Below are 18,525 nucleotides of genomic sequence, written 5' to 3' on the forward strand. Positions count from 1 at the left end.
TGTACATGATTCTCCGCAAATCGACAAGCGTATGTTTATAATATCGTTTGAAGTGTCTTTAACAATGTTAATGGATTTATGTGCTTCGTATCTATTGCCACACAAGAGTATATAGTTTTGATACTAATGAATACGTAGTTTTGGTATCAAAGAGTACGTAATTAACATACTGTTAAAATAGATCTTTTACAAACGAAGAAAAGTGCTATGAATCCCATTCAGAAAACAAACCATATCATACTAAAAATCAATGAATTAACATAAAAAAAGTTGGGAGTATTTCTCATACGAGTACTCCCAACTTATTCAGACTTCTATTGAAACTGTTTAAACTACTAAAGGTCAAACTGACCTTGCAGACACCAGTGTGGTGAGTTTAAATTCACTTGATACGTTCCCGATTCTTCGCTAGTTAAATCAATCACCACATTGCCCGCCATCTCAAAAGCATCCCAATAAACAATCTTACCAGTTAATAAATTTGTTAAGGTTATAGTTATACTACTTACAGGAGATAGAAAATCAATTGTAAGTACTCCATCGCAAATTCGTCCGATAGCTGGTTTTTGAGTAATACTACGCATTATACTCCCCGGCTGGCCGGGTTTCATTGCTTTTAAAGGTACTTCTCTGTCTGCTTCTGCTTTCATACTTGCTCCTTGTACATAAAATGACATCTGCCCGATAAGTAGGGCAACCAATAATACAATTTTCTTCATCGCCATATATAATTTTAAGTTAAACACAAGTGATCGACAAATGCAAATATAATAAAATCCACCTAAGAAAGTTGTGTAGTATACAGTTAAAAATAAAACGCATAATTGACTGAAAATCAGAAAGTAATAGAAATACTAAAAAGTCAACTGTGTAGTATGAATATGAAAAATTCAACTTATACCTCTTCAATTAATGACTCTAAAGTGACTTCGGGCGAAAATACCCCCATTCTACCTTGAATAAAAAGACGCCGTTTATAAACAGCGTTTGCAGTGCAGCACAACAACAATGCAATCTTCGAATATTTAAATCCGGCTTTCACCAAACAGCAGAAGCAGACATCGTTATCCGTCAGACGTTCGTACTTACGACTGAGGCGACCGGTAAAATCAATTGTAATCCGGTTTATTTCAGCTTTCAAGATTTCCCAATCTGCCGCAGTGGGTTTTTCCATGGCATCGGGATTATTGTAATTGGTCTCAATCAGTGCATTTAGCCGTCTGTAAATAAATGATTCTTTGAGAACTTCCCGAAAGAGTCTCTCTTTTTCCTTATTTACAACTTTCATCTGCTCCATCAAAAGAATGGCGGCCTCTTGATTATCAGCACCCTCTTTCGTGTCTCCCAATTGTCCATAACGTTCGTACAGCTCGGTCAATTCAAGATCTTTTTGTCGAAGCTCCATTTCCAACTTCTCTGTCTGCGAGGAGAGGTGGGATTGGAGAGTCGAATGTTCTTGTACCAATGTATTCATTTCTTGCCGAAACCGTCTCCGTTTGTACGCCAAATACAAGGCAAGGCATAATAATGCAGCACCCAATACATAAACATAGTATCGGTAACGATGCAAAAAAGACTCGTAATGCTGAACGGTTTGCCGCATCATTGCATCCTTCACCGAAGCCATCACTTCGACCGGCTGCTCTAACCGCTTTACAGAGTCCTTATAAGCATTGCAGTAATCTTCCATTTGAAGCGCCTCGGCCACCTTTCCTTGCTTACGATTTACATCCGAAAGACACATATATGCACCTGTTTTAACATAGTAATTATCAGACAGCAAACTTTTCTTTAAATAAACAGTAGCTGAGTCATATTGCAGTTTTTTGCTGAGAATCATACCTTGAATCAGGTAATAATTAGAATAATCCTTGCTATCTACTTCAAGAGAAAGCCCTAACCTAGCAAACCTCAGAGCTTCATCGGTATTATTCATTCGACTATACAACATGCTCAAAGAGTTAATTACTGTCCTTTTCAAATATACATTCTGTTGATCTTTAGCAATGGCCAAAGCACGCAATAAGTAGTTTTCGGCAGAAACATAGCTTGATTGCCCTTTGGCAATACCAATATCGCCCAACATAGAAAGTGCTACTACCAGCCTAGCAGAATCATTACGCTGCACAGCCAATCGTTCGGCTTGCTGATAAAGCGAATCGGCCTGCTCGTACATGCTTTGTTGATAAAAAAGATACCCCAGATTCCCATCCAAAATACATAATAATTCTTCATCCTTCGCTTCTTTAGCCAAGGGCATAGCCGTCAAAAATTCACGAACAGCTTTGGGATCTTCTCTTCTATCCTGATATACTCTCCCTAAGTAATAGTGAGATTTGGCTTGCAATGTGACGTCAGCCCCCCGCATATCATAATAGTCTACCGCCATACGAATCAACGAATCATCCGTATGAATAAGGTAGTTCTTATCACGCGCCTGAGTTATCAACAGTGCATACCATGCTCGCGAACTTGCGTCATTCAGTTCGGATAATGACATACTTTGCAAAAGTTTCAAGGAAGATTCGGGAGATGTAGCCATTAATGAATCCGCACGAAGCAATTCTGGCAATTGTGTACTGCGCCAACTACAGCAAATAAACGAGAAGAGAACAACTAGAAAAACAAAGTGTACAATCGTTTTCATCTTATCATATTGTATATAAACGCAAAGATATACAAAATTATTTCTGAAAAGGTACTTATACCTTTAGACTTAATCAAATAAAAACAACAATTTAACACAGAGAAAAAGGCTCTCTCATACATTTCATATAGGTTAAAGATAACCCGAATACACTTGCAAAAACGGTGTATCGCATCTATCCGTCAACGCTTCTTCCAATCATCCTTGACATAGCTATCCGGATAAACAGTATGGTCAACAATTCCTTCTTTTAGATTAATCCAAGTAGTAAACGTACGTGCACCTTCTTTCAATTCAATAACACGGGCACCATTAGGCAAATGATTATAAACGGTGTTGCCTCCGGTGTATCGACCGTAAGCCAATAGAATGTCTTTCCACATTACGGCATAATCATTATCGTGATCGTGGCCGACAAAAGTACCCATCACATCACCCGATGCTTTCATGGCAGCAAACATTCCGGTGTTTAGCTGCGGGGCACATGCCTTTTCCATACGTGTTCCACGAAGAATCGCATTCTCATTGGCAGCCGCCTCATTGTATTCGGGCAATGGAATATGAAAGAAAGCAATAGCCGGCAACGGTTGATTGTCATTGCGAACAGTATAAGAGGCACTCTGCTGGCGATACCAGTTTACTTGATCGAAAGTAAACCATGCGTATCCGGAAACACCTTTAATCGGCGAGTAAGATTGTGAGTCCATACAATAAAGCAACGCAGCATCTTTCTGGCTATTTGAAGAACTTTTTACTGTCAGAACATAATCGGGAGAAGACGCACTGCCACGGTCGGGCAAAAGATTATAAGGCATCTGTCGGATCAGATCATATAGCTGCGCACGAGGCATGCCTTGCTCGTCATCGTGATTGCCAAAGGTAAGAACAAAAGGTATTTTACGATTTGAGACTTGTTCGATTACTTTAATCATTCCCTTATCGGCAGGTTTAGCATAAATGACATCGCCGGTAAAAACAACCAAATCGGGCTGTTCTGCATCGAGTACCCTGTTGATACACTCCAAAGCAGCGTCGGATGCTTTATTGCCATATTGATAATGCACATCGGTAAATTGTACGATCTTGAATGTACCCTTTGGGTTAAATGACAATACGGGCGACTGGGCAAAGCAGAAAATGCAGGAGAATAACGATACGATAAAAAGGTAAAAGGTGCGTAGTGTAAACATAGCTATTATAGATGATTGATTAATACGGTAGCATAGGCTGAGATACCTTCTTCGCGACCGGTAAAGCCCAACTTCTCGGTAGTGGTTGCTTTGATGGAGATATCATCGACGTCAATACCCATGACCTCGGCAAGAGTATCTTGCATGGAGGGAATAAATGGTTTGAGTTTGGGACGCTCTGCACAAATCGTCATATCGATATTTCCCACCTGATATCCTTTGCTTGCAATCAAAGCGATGGTTTGTTTCAAAAGAATTTTGCTATCGATATTTTTATACTCACCTGCGGTATCGGGAAAGTGGAATCCAATATCACGCATATTGGCTGCCCCGAGCAATGCATCGCAAAGAGCATGTATCAGCACATCGGCATCCGAATGTCCCAACAGCCCTTTCTCGTGTTCAATGCGCACACCACCCAACCATAATTCACGGCCTGCGACCAACTGATGGACGTCAAAACCAAAACCAACGCGTATCTTCATTTCAAGTTATTTTTTATAGTTAACTAAGTCCCGAAACCTCTTCCGTTAGTCTTTCGCTTCAACGGATGTGGAAATCGAGTAGCTTTTCATCACCGATATAGCCTTCGAGGTGCTGCCCCACACTGACCGGGCCTACACCGACAGGAGTTCCGGTGAACAAAAGATCACCAATTTTCAGTGTAACAAACCGGCTTACATAAGCGATAATATCATCTATCCGGAAAAGCATATCAGCCGTACAGCCTTGTTGCACTTGTTGTCCATCGATGTTTAGATGGAAGTTCAGCTGTTGTATATCACCCACCTCCTCGACAGGAACAAAAGTACCAATAGCAGCCGAACTATCAAAACCTTTACAAAGTTCCCAAGGACCACCCTCGGCACGAAATTGCCTTTGCAGGTCGCGTGCAGTAAAGTCAATACCAACGGTTACGGCATCATAATACCGATGCGCAAAACGAGAGGCTATATTCTTCCCCAGTCGATTGATGCGTACAACTAATTCGGTTTCATAATGCACTTCGTTGGTAAAATCGGGAATAAAGAAAGGTTTGCCATCCTTCAGCAAAGCCGAATCGGGCTTCATGAATATAACCGGATCTTTGTTGACTAAGGTATGTCCGAGTTCTTTATTGTGTTGGGCATAGTTCATGCCTACTGCTATAATCTTCATTATTTTATTTCATTAAAATTCAACCGGTTAAACATCAGAGCCAAATGAGCGTAAAGAGAGGTATTCTGCACAACAATATCTTCGGGAACACGGATACGGAAAGGCGTAAAGTTCCAGACAGCTTTGATACCGCCCGATACCATCACATCGGTAATGCATTGGGCTATCTCGATAGGCACCGTAAGCACGCCAATATTCACGTCGTATTCTTTCATCTTTTGCACAAACTCATCGGTGTGGTAAATGGGAATGCCACTAATACTCGTTCCCACCAAAGCCGGATTAATATCAAAGGCAGCTACTATCTCGAGCCCAAAATGAGTAAGACCTGAGTCGCGCAATAAAGCACCGCCCAAGCTACCTACTCCAAAAAGAAAAGCCTTGTGTATGTTGGTAAAACCTAAGAAGTTCTCGAGGACTGTAATCAGCGTATCGACTTCATAACCCACACGGGTACGCCCTGAAATATTCACATACGATAGATCCTTAGCTATCTGTGAAGCATCGATATTTATTTCTTTGGATATTTGAGTGGAAGACACGTAACGTTCGCCTTTTTTCTTCAGCAACTTTACGTTCGAGAGATACCACGGCAATCTACGCAACGTAGGTTCCGGTACTTTCGCAATTTCTTTATGCTGTATGGGACGATTCATTCTTATTCTTACATGCTTTGACATTAGCGATGTACAAAATTACATCTTTTTTCCGAATTGACACGTTCATCGTGCAGAATTTTATAAAGGATAGAAACCTGAAACCTACCGATTACCTATGAATACAGACAGCGGAAGAGAGATGGAGAGCCCCACTGAACGGAATGTACAGCCATCAAATCCGGTAAATACACCCATACGCGCATAATTGGCAAATCCGACCGAATAACCCACTTCGGTATAAGCTTTTCGACCATGCACCAGCAACGAACGAAGATGTAATGCTTCATCAAACGATTTCTTGCGGAGAAACGGAAGATGCTTTAGGAGCAAATAAGGTGTCTGCCAGCTTAGCCCGGCCTGTATCCAGGAGTCGGTAGTGGCATAAGCATAACTATCGAGCAAGAAAAAGCCATCATCAAACTTTCGTTCGGTCACAGGCAAGTGAGTGGATGCAAAGTGTTTATAATCGGGAAACTGCATCTTATTCCGTCCCCAGAAAGTACCTCCATTGACCGACCAGGAGAGCGAGTTAAACAAACCGAACTCAAGCTGCTGTGAAGCAGACAGTTCGATCCGATGAAACGAAGGAGATAACAGACTCCCACTCAATGGGAAGGCTCGTTCGTAGCCCAACGTAAAGGTAGGGAAGCGGGCGTCCTCATACACTTTTCGACCTTGCCGCATACGATAGTAATGTGCCGGTGTATATTGAAGTAGCCAGGATGTTTTCAACAACTGATTCTGAGGCATCGGAACAAAGCCATCGGAAGAAGGGATATTTGTTCTCGCCTGCTTTCCGAAGATACTGTGCGCAACGTGATTGTCAAGCATTTGGCGTTTCTGCCAGCTAAGCTCGCCCGATAGCAACAGGCCATTAGCGAGTTCAATCTGATTGCTAACGGTAAGAAAACGCTGATCATACAGTTTCAAATCGTTGCGTGCAAAGAGCAAGCTAGCAACACCATTAATCAAGCGGGACTCACCGCTTTCTCCATTGTAATCGGCCGAAAGCACACCACCACTTAAGCGAAGTATTCCTAACCGCCGGGGTGCATAATCTAAAACGAATTCTCCACTACCCACTACCGATTTGCGGGCTGTGGTATAATAGACTGCCGGAGTGAAGCGAAGCGAAGAAGCAGGAGAGAATTTGACACCGGCAGATAGCTTCGCTCCTACCCAAAGACCATCTACAAAGTTGTATTCGGGAGTATAACCGGGTAAACCATATAATTTAATCCACGCATTTTTAGAGTCAGTTTGAAAAGTACGTCCCAGAAGGAGCATAGAAAATAAACTACCATCGGATTTGACAGATAGGGAACCGTTCCCATCAGACTGCCTATCGGGTTTACGTAAGGAGTCCTCGCGGTGTATTTGCAACTCTTTGCGCTTATAGCTTTCCAATTCTTCGGGACGAAGTGGTACACTACGCACCGTAGCCCAATAGAGCGAATCTTTCTTATCAGCCAGAGAGTCTACTTGTACGGTCGAACGTTGTACGACTGCCTTACGTTCAAATTTATGCTTAGACCGAAGCGTGTCTTTCTCTTCGATAGAGCGGGATACCAACTTAGATAGCTGATAGGCATCACGGATAGTCAGTTCTTCTTTCGAAGAGAGCTTCTCTATCTGCTGCATCAGTTTTTGCTGTTTCTTGTTTGGAGCAGCAGAGGCAACCGACGATGACTGCTGCAGTACTTGCTCCTGAGCTGTAAGCCTATGTTCATTCACCTCTACCTTCGCATAATGAATAGCCGCAAGGTAAGAGGCGTTAGCTTTTACTCCAAAAGCATCGATTGTACACTCCATACTGATGGAAGTGGGTAGGTAAGCCGAAGGTTTCACCTCTTGGCAAACGGCTTTGACTGTAGCGCGCAACCCACTCGCTTTCATGGATAGATCGGCAGCCGACACACACCATAGTTCTTCAATAATATAAAGATATCCCGAAAGCAGTTTCGGATTGCCTTTGCGAGGAAGCAATTGAATCTTATTTACCACACGATTGTTTTCGACATAGCAACCAACAAGCTTAAAGTGATAAAAGGAAAAAGCACCGGCAGTCAACGGCGAGGGCTTACCCCACAGTGTAGGTGCATAGAAGTTTATATTGACCATATCGATATCTACCTTCATATTCTTCGGGAAGGAGTTGGAGTAAGCTTTCACCCGGCTACTCCAAGTAGCAGGAGCAGTGAAGTGTACTTCACGCTGATCTTCCATCACAAACAGTTTTCCTAATACCTTTTTCGACTCTTTACGCACTTCTTTCGACAGCTTCAGAATGGCTGGTATCTCTTTCACACGGCCCGTTCCCTTCAGATAAGTACCGGCTGTGTAGCTTTTCACTTGCGTTCGATAATAAGGTGCATTGGCTATCACATGCCGCATAATAGAATAAGCCGGATCTTCTCCACCATTTGTTACACGAACCTCGCTCAGCTCGTATGTTCTTTCGAGCAACACCAGGTCTCGACTAATTCCTTCGGGCAACATCCGAAGAGTGAACTTCTGCCCGGTGAATCCAATCGAAGAGACCTCGCAAGTATAAACACCTTCTTTGACTGTCGCTTTAAAGTAACCGTTATCATCGGTCGTGAAACCAGATTTCAATTCAGTCAGATAGATGGATGCATAAGGCACAGGATTGCCTTTGATATCGGTTATTCTTCCTTTAAACACTTGCGAGAAAGCAGATAAGGAAAGCAGTAAAGATATTAGTAAGAGGAAGTAATATTTCATATTTTCGTTCATCGATGTCATTCAACATATATATTAGACGACAAAAGAGGCAAAAAATTGCAAGACTCGATGCAAAATATTATTTTTGAACTCTATTAAACAGAAACCGTATATGAAAACGAACGATTGGAAAAGCAGATTAAATGTGGTTTATTCCACCAATCCTGATTTTGGTTATGAAAACGAGGAGGAACCCGAACAAGTAACATTACCCCCTTCGCAACAAAAGCTACGAGTACAACTGGATCGTAAAAATCGAGGAGGCAAGGTCGTTACACTCATAACCGGTTTTGTGGGTACTGAGGATGAACTAAAGGAATTGGGAAAACTGCTGAAATCGAAATGTGGCGTGGGTGGTGCAGCCAAAGATAATGAAATTATCATTCAAGGTGATTTTAAACTCAAAATAGTAGAACTACTTAGAAAAGAAGGATTTACTCAAACAAAACCGGTGGGCTGACCCGGATACAACTCTATTAAAAGTATTTCTATTTCATTCACTCCAAAGGATACAAAACGAAATGGCCGCTTAGATTATATTATCCAAGCGGCCATTTGTGTAAGCTATAGTTAAATTACTGATTATTCAGCGTTCAGAGTAAAGCGTTTGAATGCAGTTACTGTCAAACCTTTGCTAGATTTGTCCAAGTATTCAGCTACAGTCATTTTACCGTCTTTCACGAACTCTTGTTGCAGCAAACAAGCCTCCTTGTAGAACTTGTTGATACGACCCATAGCGATCTTCTCAATCATATTCTCAGGTTTACCTTCTTCGCGTGCCTTCTCAGCAGCTACTGTCTTTTCTTTCTCAAGCAATTCGGCAGGAACACCTTCAGGGTTGATTGCAACCGGATTCATTGCAGCGATTTGCATTGCGATATCGTGAGCAACTTGTGCTTCAGCCTCTTGGTTGAAAGCTACGATAGTAGCCAGTTTATTTCCCGGATGAACATAGAATGCAGTGGTAGAACCTTCTACTACACCGTAACCATCCAATTCCATTTTCTCGCCAGTGATACCGCTACGATCGGTGATAGCATCAGCAATTGTACCTGTGCCCATTGGCAAAGCTTTTACAGCTTCGATATCTGCACATTTGTTAGCAATAGCCAAATCCAAAATCTCAGTAGTCAAAGCAACAAAGTCAGCATTCTTAGCAACGAAGTCAGTTTCGCATTTCAAGGCGATTACTGCAGCATACTTGCCATCGCCCTTTGCCAAAACGCAACCTTCAGAAGCGTCACGGTCTGAACGCTTTGCAGCTACAGCCTGTCCTTTTTTACGAATAATTTCCATTGCTTTGTCGAAATCTCCCTCAGCTTCAGTCAAAGCGTTCTTGCAATCCATCATACCAGCACCTGACATTTTACGCAAGTGGGTGATATCTGCCATTGATACAGCCATAATATCTTATTTTTTTAAATGAATAATAGTGTGGATAAACAAAATGTGCCAATCTGCCAATTAAAATGTCTGTACCCAAGGGCACAAAGACACATTAGCAAATTGGCACATTCCTTGTATATTAAGCCTCTTCGTCTTCCTTGATGAAAGCAGCAGCCTTAGCCGCATTGATTGCTTCCTCGTCAGATTTGTCGAGTCTTGCTTTAGTAGGTTTCTTCTTTCCTTTGTTAGCAGGAGCTTCACCAGCTGCTTCCATATCAACTTTCTCAGCTTTTCTTTCTTCCAGACCTTCGATCATTGCGTTGCAGCAAGCTTCGAGGATGATTTCGATTGACTTAGTAGCGTCATCATTAGCTGGAATTACGAAATCGATGTTGTTAGGATCTGAGTTTGTATCAACGATACCAAACACAGGAATACCCAAACGATTAGCTTCGCGAACAGCGATATTTTCCTTCATTACGTCAATTACAAACAGTGCAGACGGAAGACGAGTCAGGTCAGCGATAGATCCTAAAGTCTTGTCCAACTTAGCACGTTGACGAGAGATCTGAAGTACTTCTCTCTTAGAAAGGTTTGAATAAGTGCCATCAGCAGTCAACTTGTCGATAGTAGTCATCTTCTTCACTGCCTTACGGATTGTAGGGAAGTTAGTCAACATACCACCCGGCCAACGCTCGATGACGTAAGGCATATTCACAGAGGCAGCTTTTTCAGCAACCACCTGCTTGGCTTGTTTTTTAGTAGCAACAAAAAGGACTTTCTTGCCTGATTTTGCAATTTGTTTCAAAGCTTCAGCAGCTTCGTCAATCTTTGCAACAGTTTTGTGGAGGTCAATGATATGAATACCATTGCGTTCCATGAAAATATAAGGAGCCATAGCGGGGTTCCACTTTCTTTTAAGGTGTCCGAAGTGGCAACCGGCTTCCAATAATGTATCAAAATTTGTTCTTGACATCTTGTTTTTCTTTAATTCGTTTACTTTCTTTTTTGTTTTTTCTAAACCAACCGCTGGGTAGCCTAAATCAATAAGAGTCCCAGTAGTTTAGATGCTAAACATATCCTGGTTCAGGCAGCATTAACGCTTGCTGAACTGGAATCTTGCACGAGCTTTTGGCTGACCTGGTTTCTTACGCTCAACAGAACGAGGATCACGAGTCATGAAGCCTTCAGCACGAAGCGCTGCTTTATCTTCAGCATTCATCTTCACCAATGCGCGGCTGATAGCCAAACGCAAAGCTTGAGACTGACCAGTAAAACCACCACCAGATAGGTTTACCTTAATGTCGAATTTTTCAGCAACAGCAAGTTTGTTCAATGGTTGTTTAACTACATACTGAAGTATAGTTGAAGGGAAGTACTCTGCAAGATCTCTCTTGTTGATAGTAATCTTTCCTGTACCTTCGCTTACGAATATGCGTGCAATCGCACGTTTACGTCTGCCTAATGCATTTACTACTTCCATTATATCTTATTTAAGTAAGTTTATATCAATTGACTTAGGGGTCTGAGCTTGATGTTTGTGTTCGCTACCTGCGTAAACATACATATTGCCCAACAGTTGTGCACCTAATTTATTTTTAGGAAGCATACCCTTTACTACTTTCTTCAGCAACTTTTCGTCACCGTTAGGTTTTGCCTGCAAACGAGCCGGAGTAATCTCTCTTTGACCACCGGGGTAACCAGTGTAAGACAAATAAACTCTATCGTTCCATTTGTTTCCAGTTAATTTTACTTTATCTGCATTAATGATGATAACGTTATCACCGCAGTCTACGTGAGGAGTAAAGTTTGGTTTATACTTACCTCTCAACAGTTTCGCAACTTTTGCGCCCAAACGACCAAGTACTTGGTCGGTAGCATCAACGATAACCCATTCTTTGGTTACAGTTGCCTGATTTGCAGAAATGGTCTTGTAACTTAAAGTATCCACTCTTGATTTGTTTTTTAAATGTTACTACTAAAAAAATGATCTTCACCGCCCATTAATCTTCCCCGGACAAAGGAAGATTAACTTGCTATGAATTAATCTCTTATCCTTTTGTGATAATAATCGGCTTGCAAAAGTACGGCTTTTCTTTGAATTGGCAAACTATTTCCCTCTTTTTTTGGATTTATAGAATTGACTGACAAGAGGAAAACAATGCTCTAAACAAATTAAAACCTGCATCATCCGAGAACGATACAGGTTTCAAAAAAGATATCTTAGTCGACAAAATCGAACTTAAAATTCAGCATTACGGGGTGTACGCGGGAAGGGGATTACATCACGAATATTCGTCATACCGGTTACAAAAAGCAACAAACGCTCGAAGCCTAATCCAAAACCCGAATGAGGACACGTTCCATATTTACGAGTATCCAAATACCACCACATATCCTTCATCGGAATATTCATTTCATGAATACGGGTCATCAGTTTATCATAATCGGCTTCACGTTCAGAGCCACCAATGATTTCGCCGATTTTCGGGAAGAGTACATCCATCGCACGTACTGTTTTTCCGTCTTCATTTTGCTTCATATAGAAAGACTTGATCTCTTTCGGATAGTCAGTCAAGATAACCGGGCGTTTAAAATGCTCTTCAACTAGGTAGCGTTCATGTTCCGAAGCCAAGTCAGCTCCCCAATAAATAGGGAATTCAAACTTGTGACCGCCGGCTACGGCTGCTTCCAGAATCTTAACTCCCTCGGTATAAGGCAAGCGCACGAAATCCTCTTTCAACACACTTTGAAGGCGTTCGATCAATCCCTTATCGAACATATCATTGAGGAATTTCACATCATCGGCACAATGGTCGATAGCCCATTGAACACAGAATTTAATAAATTCCTCGGCAAGATCCATATTATCTTGGATATCATTGAAAGCCACTTCGGGTTCAACCATCCAAAATTCGGCCAAGTGACGGGGAGTATTGGAGTTCTCAGCGCGGAACGTAGGTCCAAACGTATAGATAGAACCCAAAGCCGTAGCAGCCAATTCTCCTTCCAATTGTCCCGAAACAGTTAAACTGGCTTGTTTACCAAAAAAGTCATCATCATAAATGATAGCTCCCGTTTCATCCTTCTTTAAATCATATAGATTCTTCGTAGTTACCTGAAACATCTGTCCGGCACCCTCACAGTCTGAAGCTGTAATAATGGGGGTATGGAAATAGAAGAATCCTCTTTCATGGAAGAACTGATGAATAGCCATGGCCATATTATGACGGATGCGAAAGACAGCACCAAAGGTATTGGTGCGAGGACGCAAATGTGCTATCTCACGGAGAAACTCCATAGAGTGTCCTTTCTTCTGCAGCGGATAAGTATTATCACAAGCACCTAGTATTTCGATTTCACGAGCCTGCACTTCTACTTTTTGTCCAGAGCCAACCGATTCGACCATTACGCCATTCACGCTCAAGCAAGCGCCGGTGGTAATGAGCTTCAGCATCTCTTCGTCAAAACTGCCCAGATCAACTACTATCTGTACATTATTTATTGTAGAACCGTCATTCAGTGCGATAAAGTTAACTTGTTTACTTCCACGACGGGTACGAACCCACCCTTTCACATTGACCGTCGCACCAAAATCTTCGCGCTTCATCAGGTCGGCTATTTTTGTTCTACTAATCTTTTCCATAAAACTATTTTAAATGCATTATTTATATAGCAGTGAAGAGTGAGTTCTGCCTCACTCTTCATTGTTTTTTATTTATTATTCAAAAGCTCCCATACGCAGGAAGTTTACTTCTTGCTCAGTAAGATAACGCCATTCGCCACGACGCAAACCTTTCTTTGTCAAACCGGCAAAAAACACACGATCCAACTTAACAACTTTGTATCCTAATGATTCAAAAATACGGCGAACGATACGGTTCTTTCCTGAGTGAATTTCGATACCTACCTGATCGCGTTTAATTTCATCAGAATAGCTGATAGCATCGGCATGAATCTCTCCATCTTCCAGTTGAACTCCTGCAGCGATCTGTTCCATATCGGCTTTCGTTACATTTTTATCGGTATACACATGATAGATTTTCTTTTTCAAGAACTTCGGATGCGTTAACTTAGAAGCTAAATCGCCATCATTGGTAAGCAACAGTACACCTGTTGTATTACGGTCCAGACGACCTACCGGATAAATACGCTCATTGCAAGCACCTTTCACCAAATCCATAACCGTCAAACGCGCTTGAGGATCATCCGAAGTCGTTACGCAATCTTTAGGCTTATTCAGCAATACATAGATTTTACGCTCAATACTAACGGTTTCATCATGGAATTTCACGATATCAACACGCTTAATCTTGGTTCCGAGTTCCGTTACTACTTCACCGTTTACGGTCACAACACCTGCTGCGATAAATTCATCGGCTTCACGTCGTGAACAAACACCCGCATTGGCCAAGAACTTGTTCAAACGAATCGGTTCATTAGGATCGGTAAACTGCTCTTTGTATTCGATTTGTTTTTTCTTACTGTACTTCGCATTGGGATCGTAATCACCGGTACGACGTACGGGACGAGAGAATCCTTGCGCACGACCATCACCTTCATTGTTGTAGCGTGGACGATAAGGACGATCACCGCCTTGATTATTATAAGAAGGACGCTGAGGACGGTCGCCATAAGAAGGGCGATCACCATAAGAGCGCTGAGGACGGTCGCCACCTTCGCCGTTATTGAAACGCGGACGATATGGACGATCACCTCCCTGATTATTATAAGAGGGACGTTGAGGACGGTCGCCATAAGACGGACGGTCACCATAAGAACGTTGAGGTCGATCTCCGCCTTCGCCGTTATTGAAACGCGGACGATAAGGACGATCACCTCCCTGATTGTTGTAAGAAGGACGTTGCGGACGATCCCCGTAAGACGGACGGTCGCCATAAGAACGTTGAGGACGATCTCCACCCTCGCCGTTGTTCACGCGAGGACGATAAGGTCTGTCACCACCTTCACGGTTGTAAGAAGGACGCTGAGGACGGTCGCCATAAGACGGACGGTCACCATACGACTGACGCTCACCGTAAGGACGTTGAGGACGGTCGCCACCTTCATTGTTGCTGTTAAATCTCGGACGATACGGACGATCGCCACCTTCACGATTGTAAGACGGACGGTTATATCCACCTTCTCTGTTGTACGATCTGTTACCATCACGGCCGGCGTTCTCTTCATTGGAGTTAGCACGCCATTCTTCATTTTCTGTGCTCATTTTCTTTATTCGAATAAAATTAGACTTTGGCCTCACGGCCTTTCTTTACACACTCTATTAAATTCCCGTATAGCTATGCGGGGTAATCATTCTTAATTCTTTTTTCACTTCTTCATTTACGTCCAGTTCTTCAATGAACGTCTTAATCGACTCCTCTGTTATGGCTTGATTGGTTCTGGTCAACGCCTTCAACGCCTCGTACGGATTCGGATATGCTTCACGACGCAAGATTGTTTGTACCGCCTCGGCCACAACACTCCAGCAATTATCCAGATCGCGACTGATAGCAGGCTCATTGAGCAACAATTTACGCAAGCCTTTCAATGAGCTCTGAATAGCAATTACGATATGCCCAAACGGAGTACCCACATTGCGCAACACGGTCGAATCGGTAAGATCGCGTTGCAAACGAGAGATAGGCAACTTTGCAGACAAGTGCTCTAAAATGGCATTTGCCATACCCAAATTACCTTCGGCATTTTCAAAGTCAATCGGATTCACTTTATGAGGCATGGCACTCGAACCCACTTCGCCCGCCTTGATCTTCTGCTTGAAATACTCCATCGAAATATACTGCCAAAAATCGCGATTCATATCAATCATGATCGTATTGATACGTTTCATTGCATCAAAGATTGCCGACAGGTTGTCATAATTAGAAATCTGGGTAGTATATGCTTCGCGCTCCAATCCTAAATTCTGAGCAACAAAACGGTCTCCAAACGCCTTCCAATCATAACTTGGATATGCCACACGATGTGCATTGTAATTTCCTGTTGCACCACCGAACTTAGCCGTCACCGGACAAGCTTTCAACATCGCCAACTGACGTTCCAAACGATACACAAACACCATCACCTCTTTACCCAAGCGAGTAGGAGAAGCTGGTTGCCCATGTGTTTTAGCAAGCATCGGTATAGCTTCCCAATCCGTTGCGTAAGCTCTCAACTGCTCAATAAGTTCCTCAATCAGCGGGTAGTAAACCTGTTCCAAAGCCTCTTTTACCGAAAGAGGAATCGACGTATTATTAATATCCTGCGACGTCAGTCCGAAATGAATAAACTCTTTATATTCGTCCAGCCCTCCCAGTTTATCAAATTCCTCTTTCAAGAAATACTCTACGGCTTTCACATCGTGATTGGTTACACCTTCTATTGCTTTGATACGTTCGGCATCTGCCTCAGAAAAATTCAGATAAATATTCCGCAATGCTTCAAACACACCCTTGTCTATATTTTCAAGCTGTGGCAATGGAAGTTCGCACAGCGCAATAAAATATTCAACTTCTACCTGCACACGGTATTTAATCAATGCAAATTCTGAAAAATAAGCAGCTAAAGCCTCAGCTTTGCCTCTATATCGACCATCAATCGGAGAAATGGCCGTAAGTAAATCAAGTTTCATATGTCGTTTGGATAATTATCAAGTTGCAAAATTAAACCTTTTTCCTGAGTAATAAGGCATAAAGGGGGTAGAAAGTTTACAAAAATGACCTTTAAAAGGAGTAATTAACAATGTAATACCTCTCATTCCTACATCTGTTTCATTAACACCGGAGTTTTCACTGCACTAACCTCCGTTTTAGGTTGTAGATTCAATTGTTCAAAAATTACAATCTTATTACTACCCTTCTTCAACCACACTCCCGGTAGATAAAGAGTCTGCTGTGGACCAACATGCCAATAGCGACCTATATTTTTCCCATTAACAAATACGATACCCTTTCCCCAATTCTCCATATCAAGGAAGGTATCTCCCGTTTCATTGAGATCAAAAGTACCTTCATACACTACCGGACAGTTAGCCAGCTTTTTCATATTCGCAGACGTATTTTCGTATACATCTCCTTTCAGTTTTGCCAAGTCGGGTTCCTCACTCATCGGCAATTGATACATTTCCCATCCACCGTTTATCTCCGCTCCGGCAATCTTAACCGGACTGATTATTCCTTTTGTGTTATGTATTATTTCACTGCCATAATTAATACGTCCCATGTTCTCGACCAAGATCTGAAGCTCCGCATTAAAGGGTACTTCAATCTCCATCTCATAGGTCTTCGTATTCCGGTTCAGCACACCCACTTTCTCGCCATCAACATAAACTACGGCATAATCACGCAAACCCGGTATTTCGAGTGTACCACTAATCGGCTGATTAAAATGGCGGGTATATAACACATAACCATAGCCTTGATTCAATTGTTCAAAGGTAAGAGGCGAATCACTAGACACCGCCTTCTGTTTTTCTGCAAAAGCAAGCACATTTGCCACTTTAGTCAATTTAATAGAAGGAATTTCGATTACAGGAATAGCCGCAGGAGCTTTGGGTACCGTATAACCAACATACTTCTTAATCACATTGCGAATGGAATCGTATTTAGGAGTTACCCACCCAGCCTCACTTATGGGCGCATCATAGTCATAACTAGTCAAATCGGGTTGAATATCTCGCTTCTTATCATAATTAGCACCGCTGGTAAAACCAAAATTCGTACCACCATGTACCATATATACATTGAAAGAAACATCGTTTTTAAGATATTTCTCTGTCTGACGAGCAATACCCGAAGCATCTACCTGCGGAAAAGGTTCTGCCCAATGAGAAAGCCATCCCGGATAGAATTCGGCTACCATATAAGGGCCTTTGCCATTGTGGTATTGATTCACTACCTTCTTCAAATTCTCTATATTGTTTTCACCATTAGCGGTTGGCAAAGCTCCTTCTGTAGCACCACCTTCGAACAACCAGCTTCCATCCGAGGTAAAGAGAGGAACCTCAAAACCGGCGTCGGCCAACTGTTGCTTAATCTTTGCATTGTAGCGACGATGCTCTTCAAGCGGAATATCCTTACGTTGAGATACATAAGACCCAAACTCATTCTCACATTGCACCATCACAACAGGACCACCTTTGGTACACTGAAGTCCGGCAACCTCTTTGTACAGACGATCAATATACAATTTCGTATATTTCAGAAACTCAGCATTATCACGTCTAATCTCTAATCCCTTGACATTTTGAATCCACCAAGGATACCCACCAAATTCCCATTCGGCACACACATAAGGACCGGGACGCAGAATGACCATCATTCCCTCCTCACCTGCAATCTTTATAAATTCCGCCAGATTCTTATCACCTTTAAAATCCCACTGACCCGGAGTCGGCTCGTGATAATTCCAGAACACATACGTAGCAACCGTATTCAAGCCCATCCCTTTCATCATCTGCAAGCGATGACGCCAATACTGATGAGGGATACGCGCATAATGCATTTCACCAGAAAGAAGCGAGGTAACTTTTCCATTACGGTAAAAGTGACCGTCCTTAATTTCGAACGTAGATTTTGACTGAGCATTAACCGAAAACGGCAACAATAAAAACAAAAGCAAATAGCAGAACAATTTCATTTGTACAGTATTATTTAAGAGTTTATGATTTTCGCACAAAGATAGGAAAGACAACAATTCATCCATCGACTTCCCGAGCTTTTAACATTAAAAAGCAAATAAT

The 18,525-nt window shown here is 42.2% G+C and carries 16 protein-coding genes; 1 reads left to right on the forward strand and 15 read right to left on the reverse strand.

Annotated elements, in window-relative coordinates:
• Positions 1–335 precede the first annotated feature (335 nt).
• The 7 genes from TY03_RS21650 to TY03_RS19780 all read right to left on the reverse strand — a co-directional run bounded on the left by TY03_RS21650 (position 336) and on the right by TY03_RS19780 (position 8,420).
• Positions 336–719 (reverse strand): DUF3244 domain-containing protein, encoded by a 384-nt coding sequence (locus tag TY03_RS21650; protein ID WP_187374016.1) that lies wholly within the window; start codon positions 717–719, stop codon positions 336–338.
• A 176-nt stretch (positions 720–895) separates the two neighbouring features.
• On the reverse strand, positions 896–2,647 hold the full coding sequence (locus TY03_RS19755; protein WP_042373156.1) for a tetratricopeptide repeat protein: 1,752 nt from the start codon (positions 2,645–2,647) through the stop codon (positions 896–898).
• Between the two features lie 182 nt (positions 2,648–2,829).
• Positions 2,830–3,837 carry a metallophosphoesterase family protein gene (locus TY03_RS19760; RefSeq protein WP_042373158.1) on the reverse strand — a complete coding sequence of 336 codons (1,008 nt, stop codon included), beginning with the start codon at positions 3,835–3,837 and terminating at the stop codon, positions 2,830–2,832.
• Positions 3,838–3,842: 5 nt separating this feature from the next.
• Complete coding sequence (gene ispF, locus TY03_RS19765; RefSeq protein ID WP_042373160.1) at positions 3,843–4,322, reverse strand: 2-C-methyl-D-erythritol 2,4-cyclodiphosphate synthase; 480 nt, start codon at positions 4,320–4,322, stop codon at positions 3,843–3,845.
• 58 nt (positions 4,323–4,380) lie between these two features.
• Positions 4,381–4,995 carry a fumarylacetoacetate hydrolase family protein gene (locus tag TY03_RS19770; protein WP_042373162.1) on the reverse strand — a complete coding sequence of 205 codons (615 nt, stop codon included), beginning with the start codon at positions 4,993–4,995 and terminating at the stop codon, positions 4,381–4,383.
• Positions 4,995–5,657 carry a redox-sensing transcriptional repressor Rex gene (locus TY03_RS19775; RefSeq protein WP_187374020.1) on the reverse strand — a complete coding sequence of 221 codons (663 nt, stop codon included), beginning with the start codon at positions 5,655–5,657 and terminating at the stop codon, positions 4,995–4,997. Before TY03_RS19775 ends, TY03_RS19770 begins: the two co-directional genes overlap by 1 nt.
• 99 nt (positions 5,658–5,756) lie before the next feature.
• Entirely contained in the window at positions 5,757–8,420 is a 2,664-nt protein-coding gene (locus tag TY03_RS19780) for a DUF5686 family protein (RefSeq protein WP_230202010.1), read from the reverse strand.
• Positions 8,421–8,511: 91 nt separating this feature from the next.
• Between TY03_RS19780 and TY03_RS19785 the strand changes: the two genes are divergently transcribed.
• The gene (locus tag TY03_RS19785; RefSeq protein WP_042373166.1) at positions 8,512–8,859 is read left to right on the forward strand and encodes a translation initiation factor; all 348 of its coding nucleotides are present in this window, start codon (positions 8,512–8,514) and stop codon (positions 8,857–8,859) included.
• Positions 8,860–8,981: 122 nt separating this feature from the next.
• On the opposite strand, the gene tsf is transcribed toward TY03_RS19785, so the two are convergent.
• The 8 genes from tsf to TY03_RS19825 form a co-directional block, all read right to left on the reverse strand.
• Complete coding sequence (tsf, locus tag TY03_RS19790; RefSeq protein WP_042373168.1) at positions 8,982–9,803, reverse strand: translation elongation factor Ts; 822 nt, start codon at positions 9,801–9,803, stop codon at positions 8,982–8,984.
• A 121-nt stretch (positions 9,804–9,924) separates the two neighbouring features.
• Positions 9,925–10,761: a 30S ribosomal protein S2 gene (rpsB, locus tag TY03_RS19795; RefSeq protein WP_042373170.1), complete on the reverse strand. Its 837-nt coding sequence runs from the start codon at positions 10,759–10,761 to the stop codon at positions 9,925–9,927.
• 120 nt (positions 10,762–10,881) lie between these two features.
• On the reverse strand, positions 10,882–11,268 hold the full coding sequence (gene rpsI / locus TY03_RS19800; protein WP_042373172.1) for a 30S ribosomal protein S9: 387 nt from the start codon (positions 11,266–11,268) through the stop codon (positions 10,882–10,884).
• A gap of 6 nt (positions 11,269–11,274) precedes the next feature.
• Positions 11,275–11,736 (reverse strand): 50S ribosomal protein L13, encoded by a 462-nt coding sequence (gene rplM, locus TY03_RS19805; RefSeq protein ID WP_042373173.1) that lies wholly within the window; start codon positions 11,734–11,736, stop codon positions 11,275–11,277.
• 291 nt (positions 11,737–12,027) lie between these two features.
• The gene (gene asnS, locus TY03_RS19810; protein ID WP_042373176.1) at positions 12,028–13,431 is read right to left on the reverse strand and encodes an asparagine--tRNA ligase; all 1,404 of its coding nucleotides are present in this window, start codon (positions 13,429–13,431) and stop codon (positions 12,028–12,030) included.
• A 75-nt stretch (positions 13,432–13,506) separates the two neighbouring features.
• Positions 13,507–15,012, reverse strand: coding sequence for a pseudouridine synthase (locus TY03_RS19815; RefSeq protein ID WP_042373178.1), 1,506 nt, complete (start codon positions 15,010–15,012; stop codon positions 13,507–13,509).
• Positions 15,013–15,069: 57 nt separating this feature from the next.
• Positions 15,070–16,416 carry an adenylosuccinate lyase gene (purB, locus tag TY03_RS19820; RefSeq protein ID WP_042373180.1) on the reverse strand — a complete coding sequence of 449 codons (1,347 nt, stop codon included), beginning with the start codon at positions 16,414–16,416 and terminating at the stop codon, positions 15,070–15,072.
• Positions 16,417–16,544: 128 nt separating this feature from the next.
• On the reverse strand, positions 16,545–18,422 hold the full coding sequence (locus TY03_RS19825) for a glycoside hydrolase family 35 protein (protein ID WP_042373345.1): 1,878 nt from the start codon (positions 18,420–18,422) through the stop codon (positions 16,545–16,547).
• Positions 18,423–18,525: the final 103 nt, after the last annotated feature.

The organism is Bacteroides neonati, assembly GCF_000499785.1.
GTDB classification, from domain to species: domain Bacteria; phylum Bacteroidota; class Bacteroidia; order Bacteroidales; family Bacteroidaceae; genus Bacteroides; species Bacteroides neonati.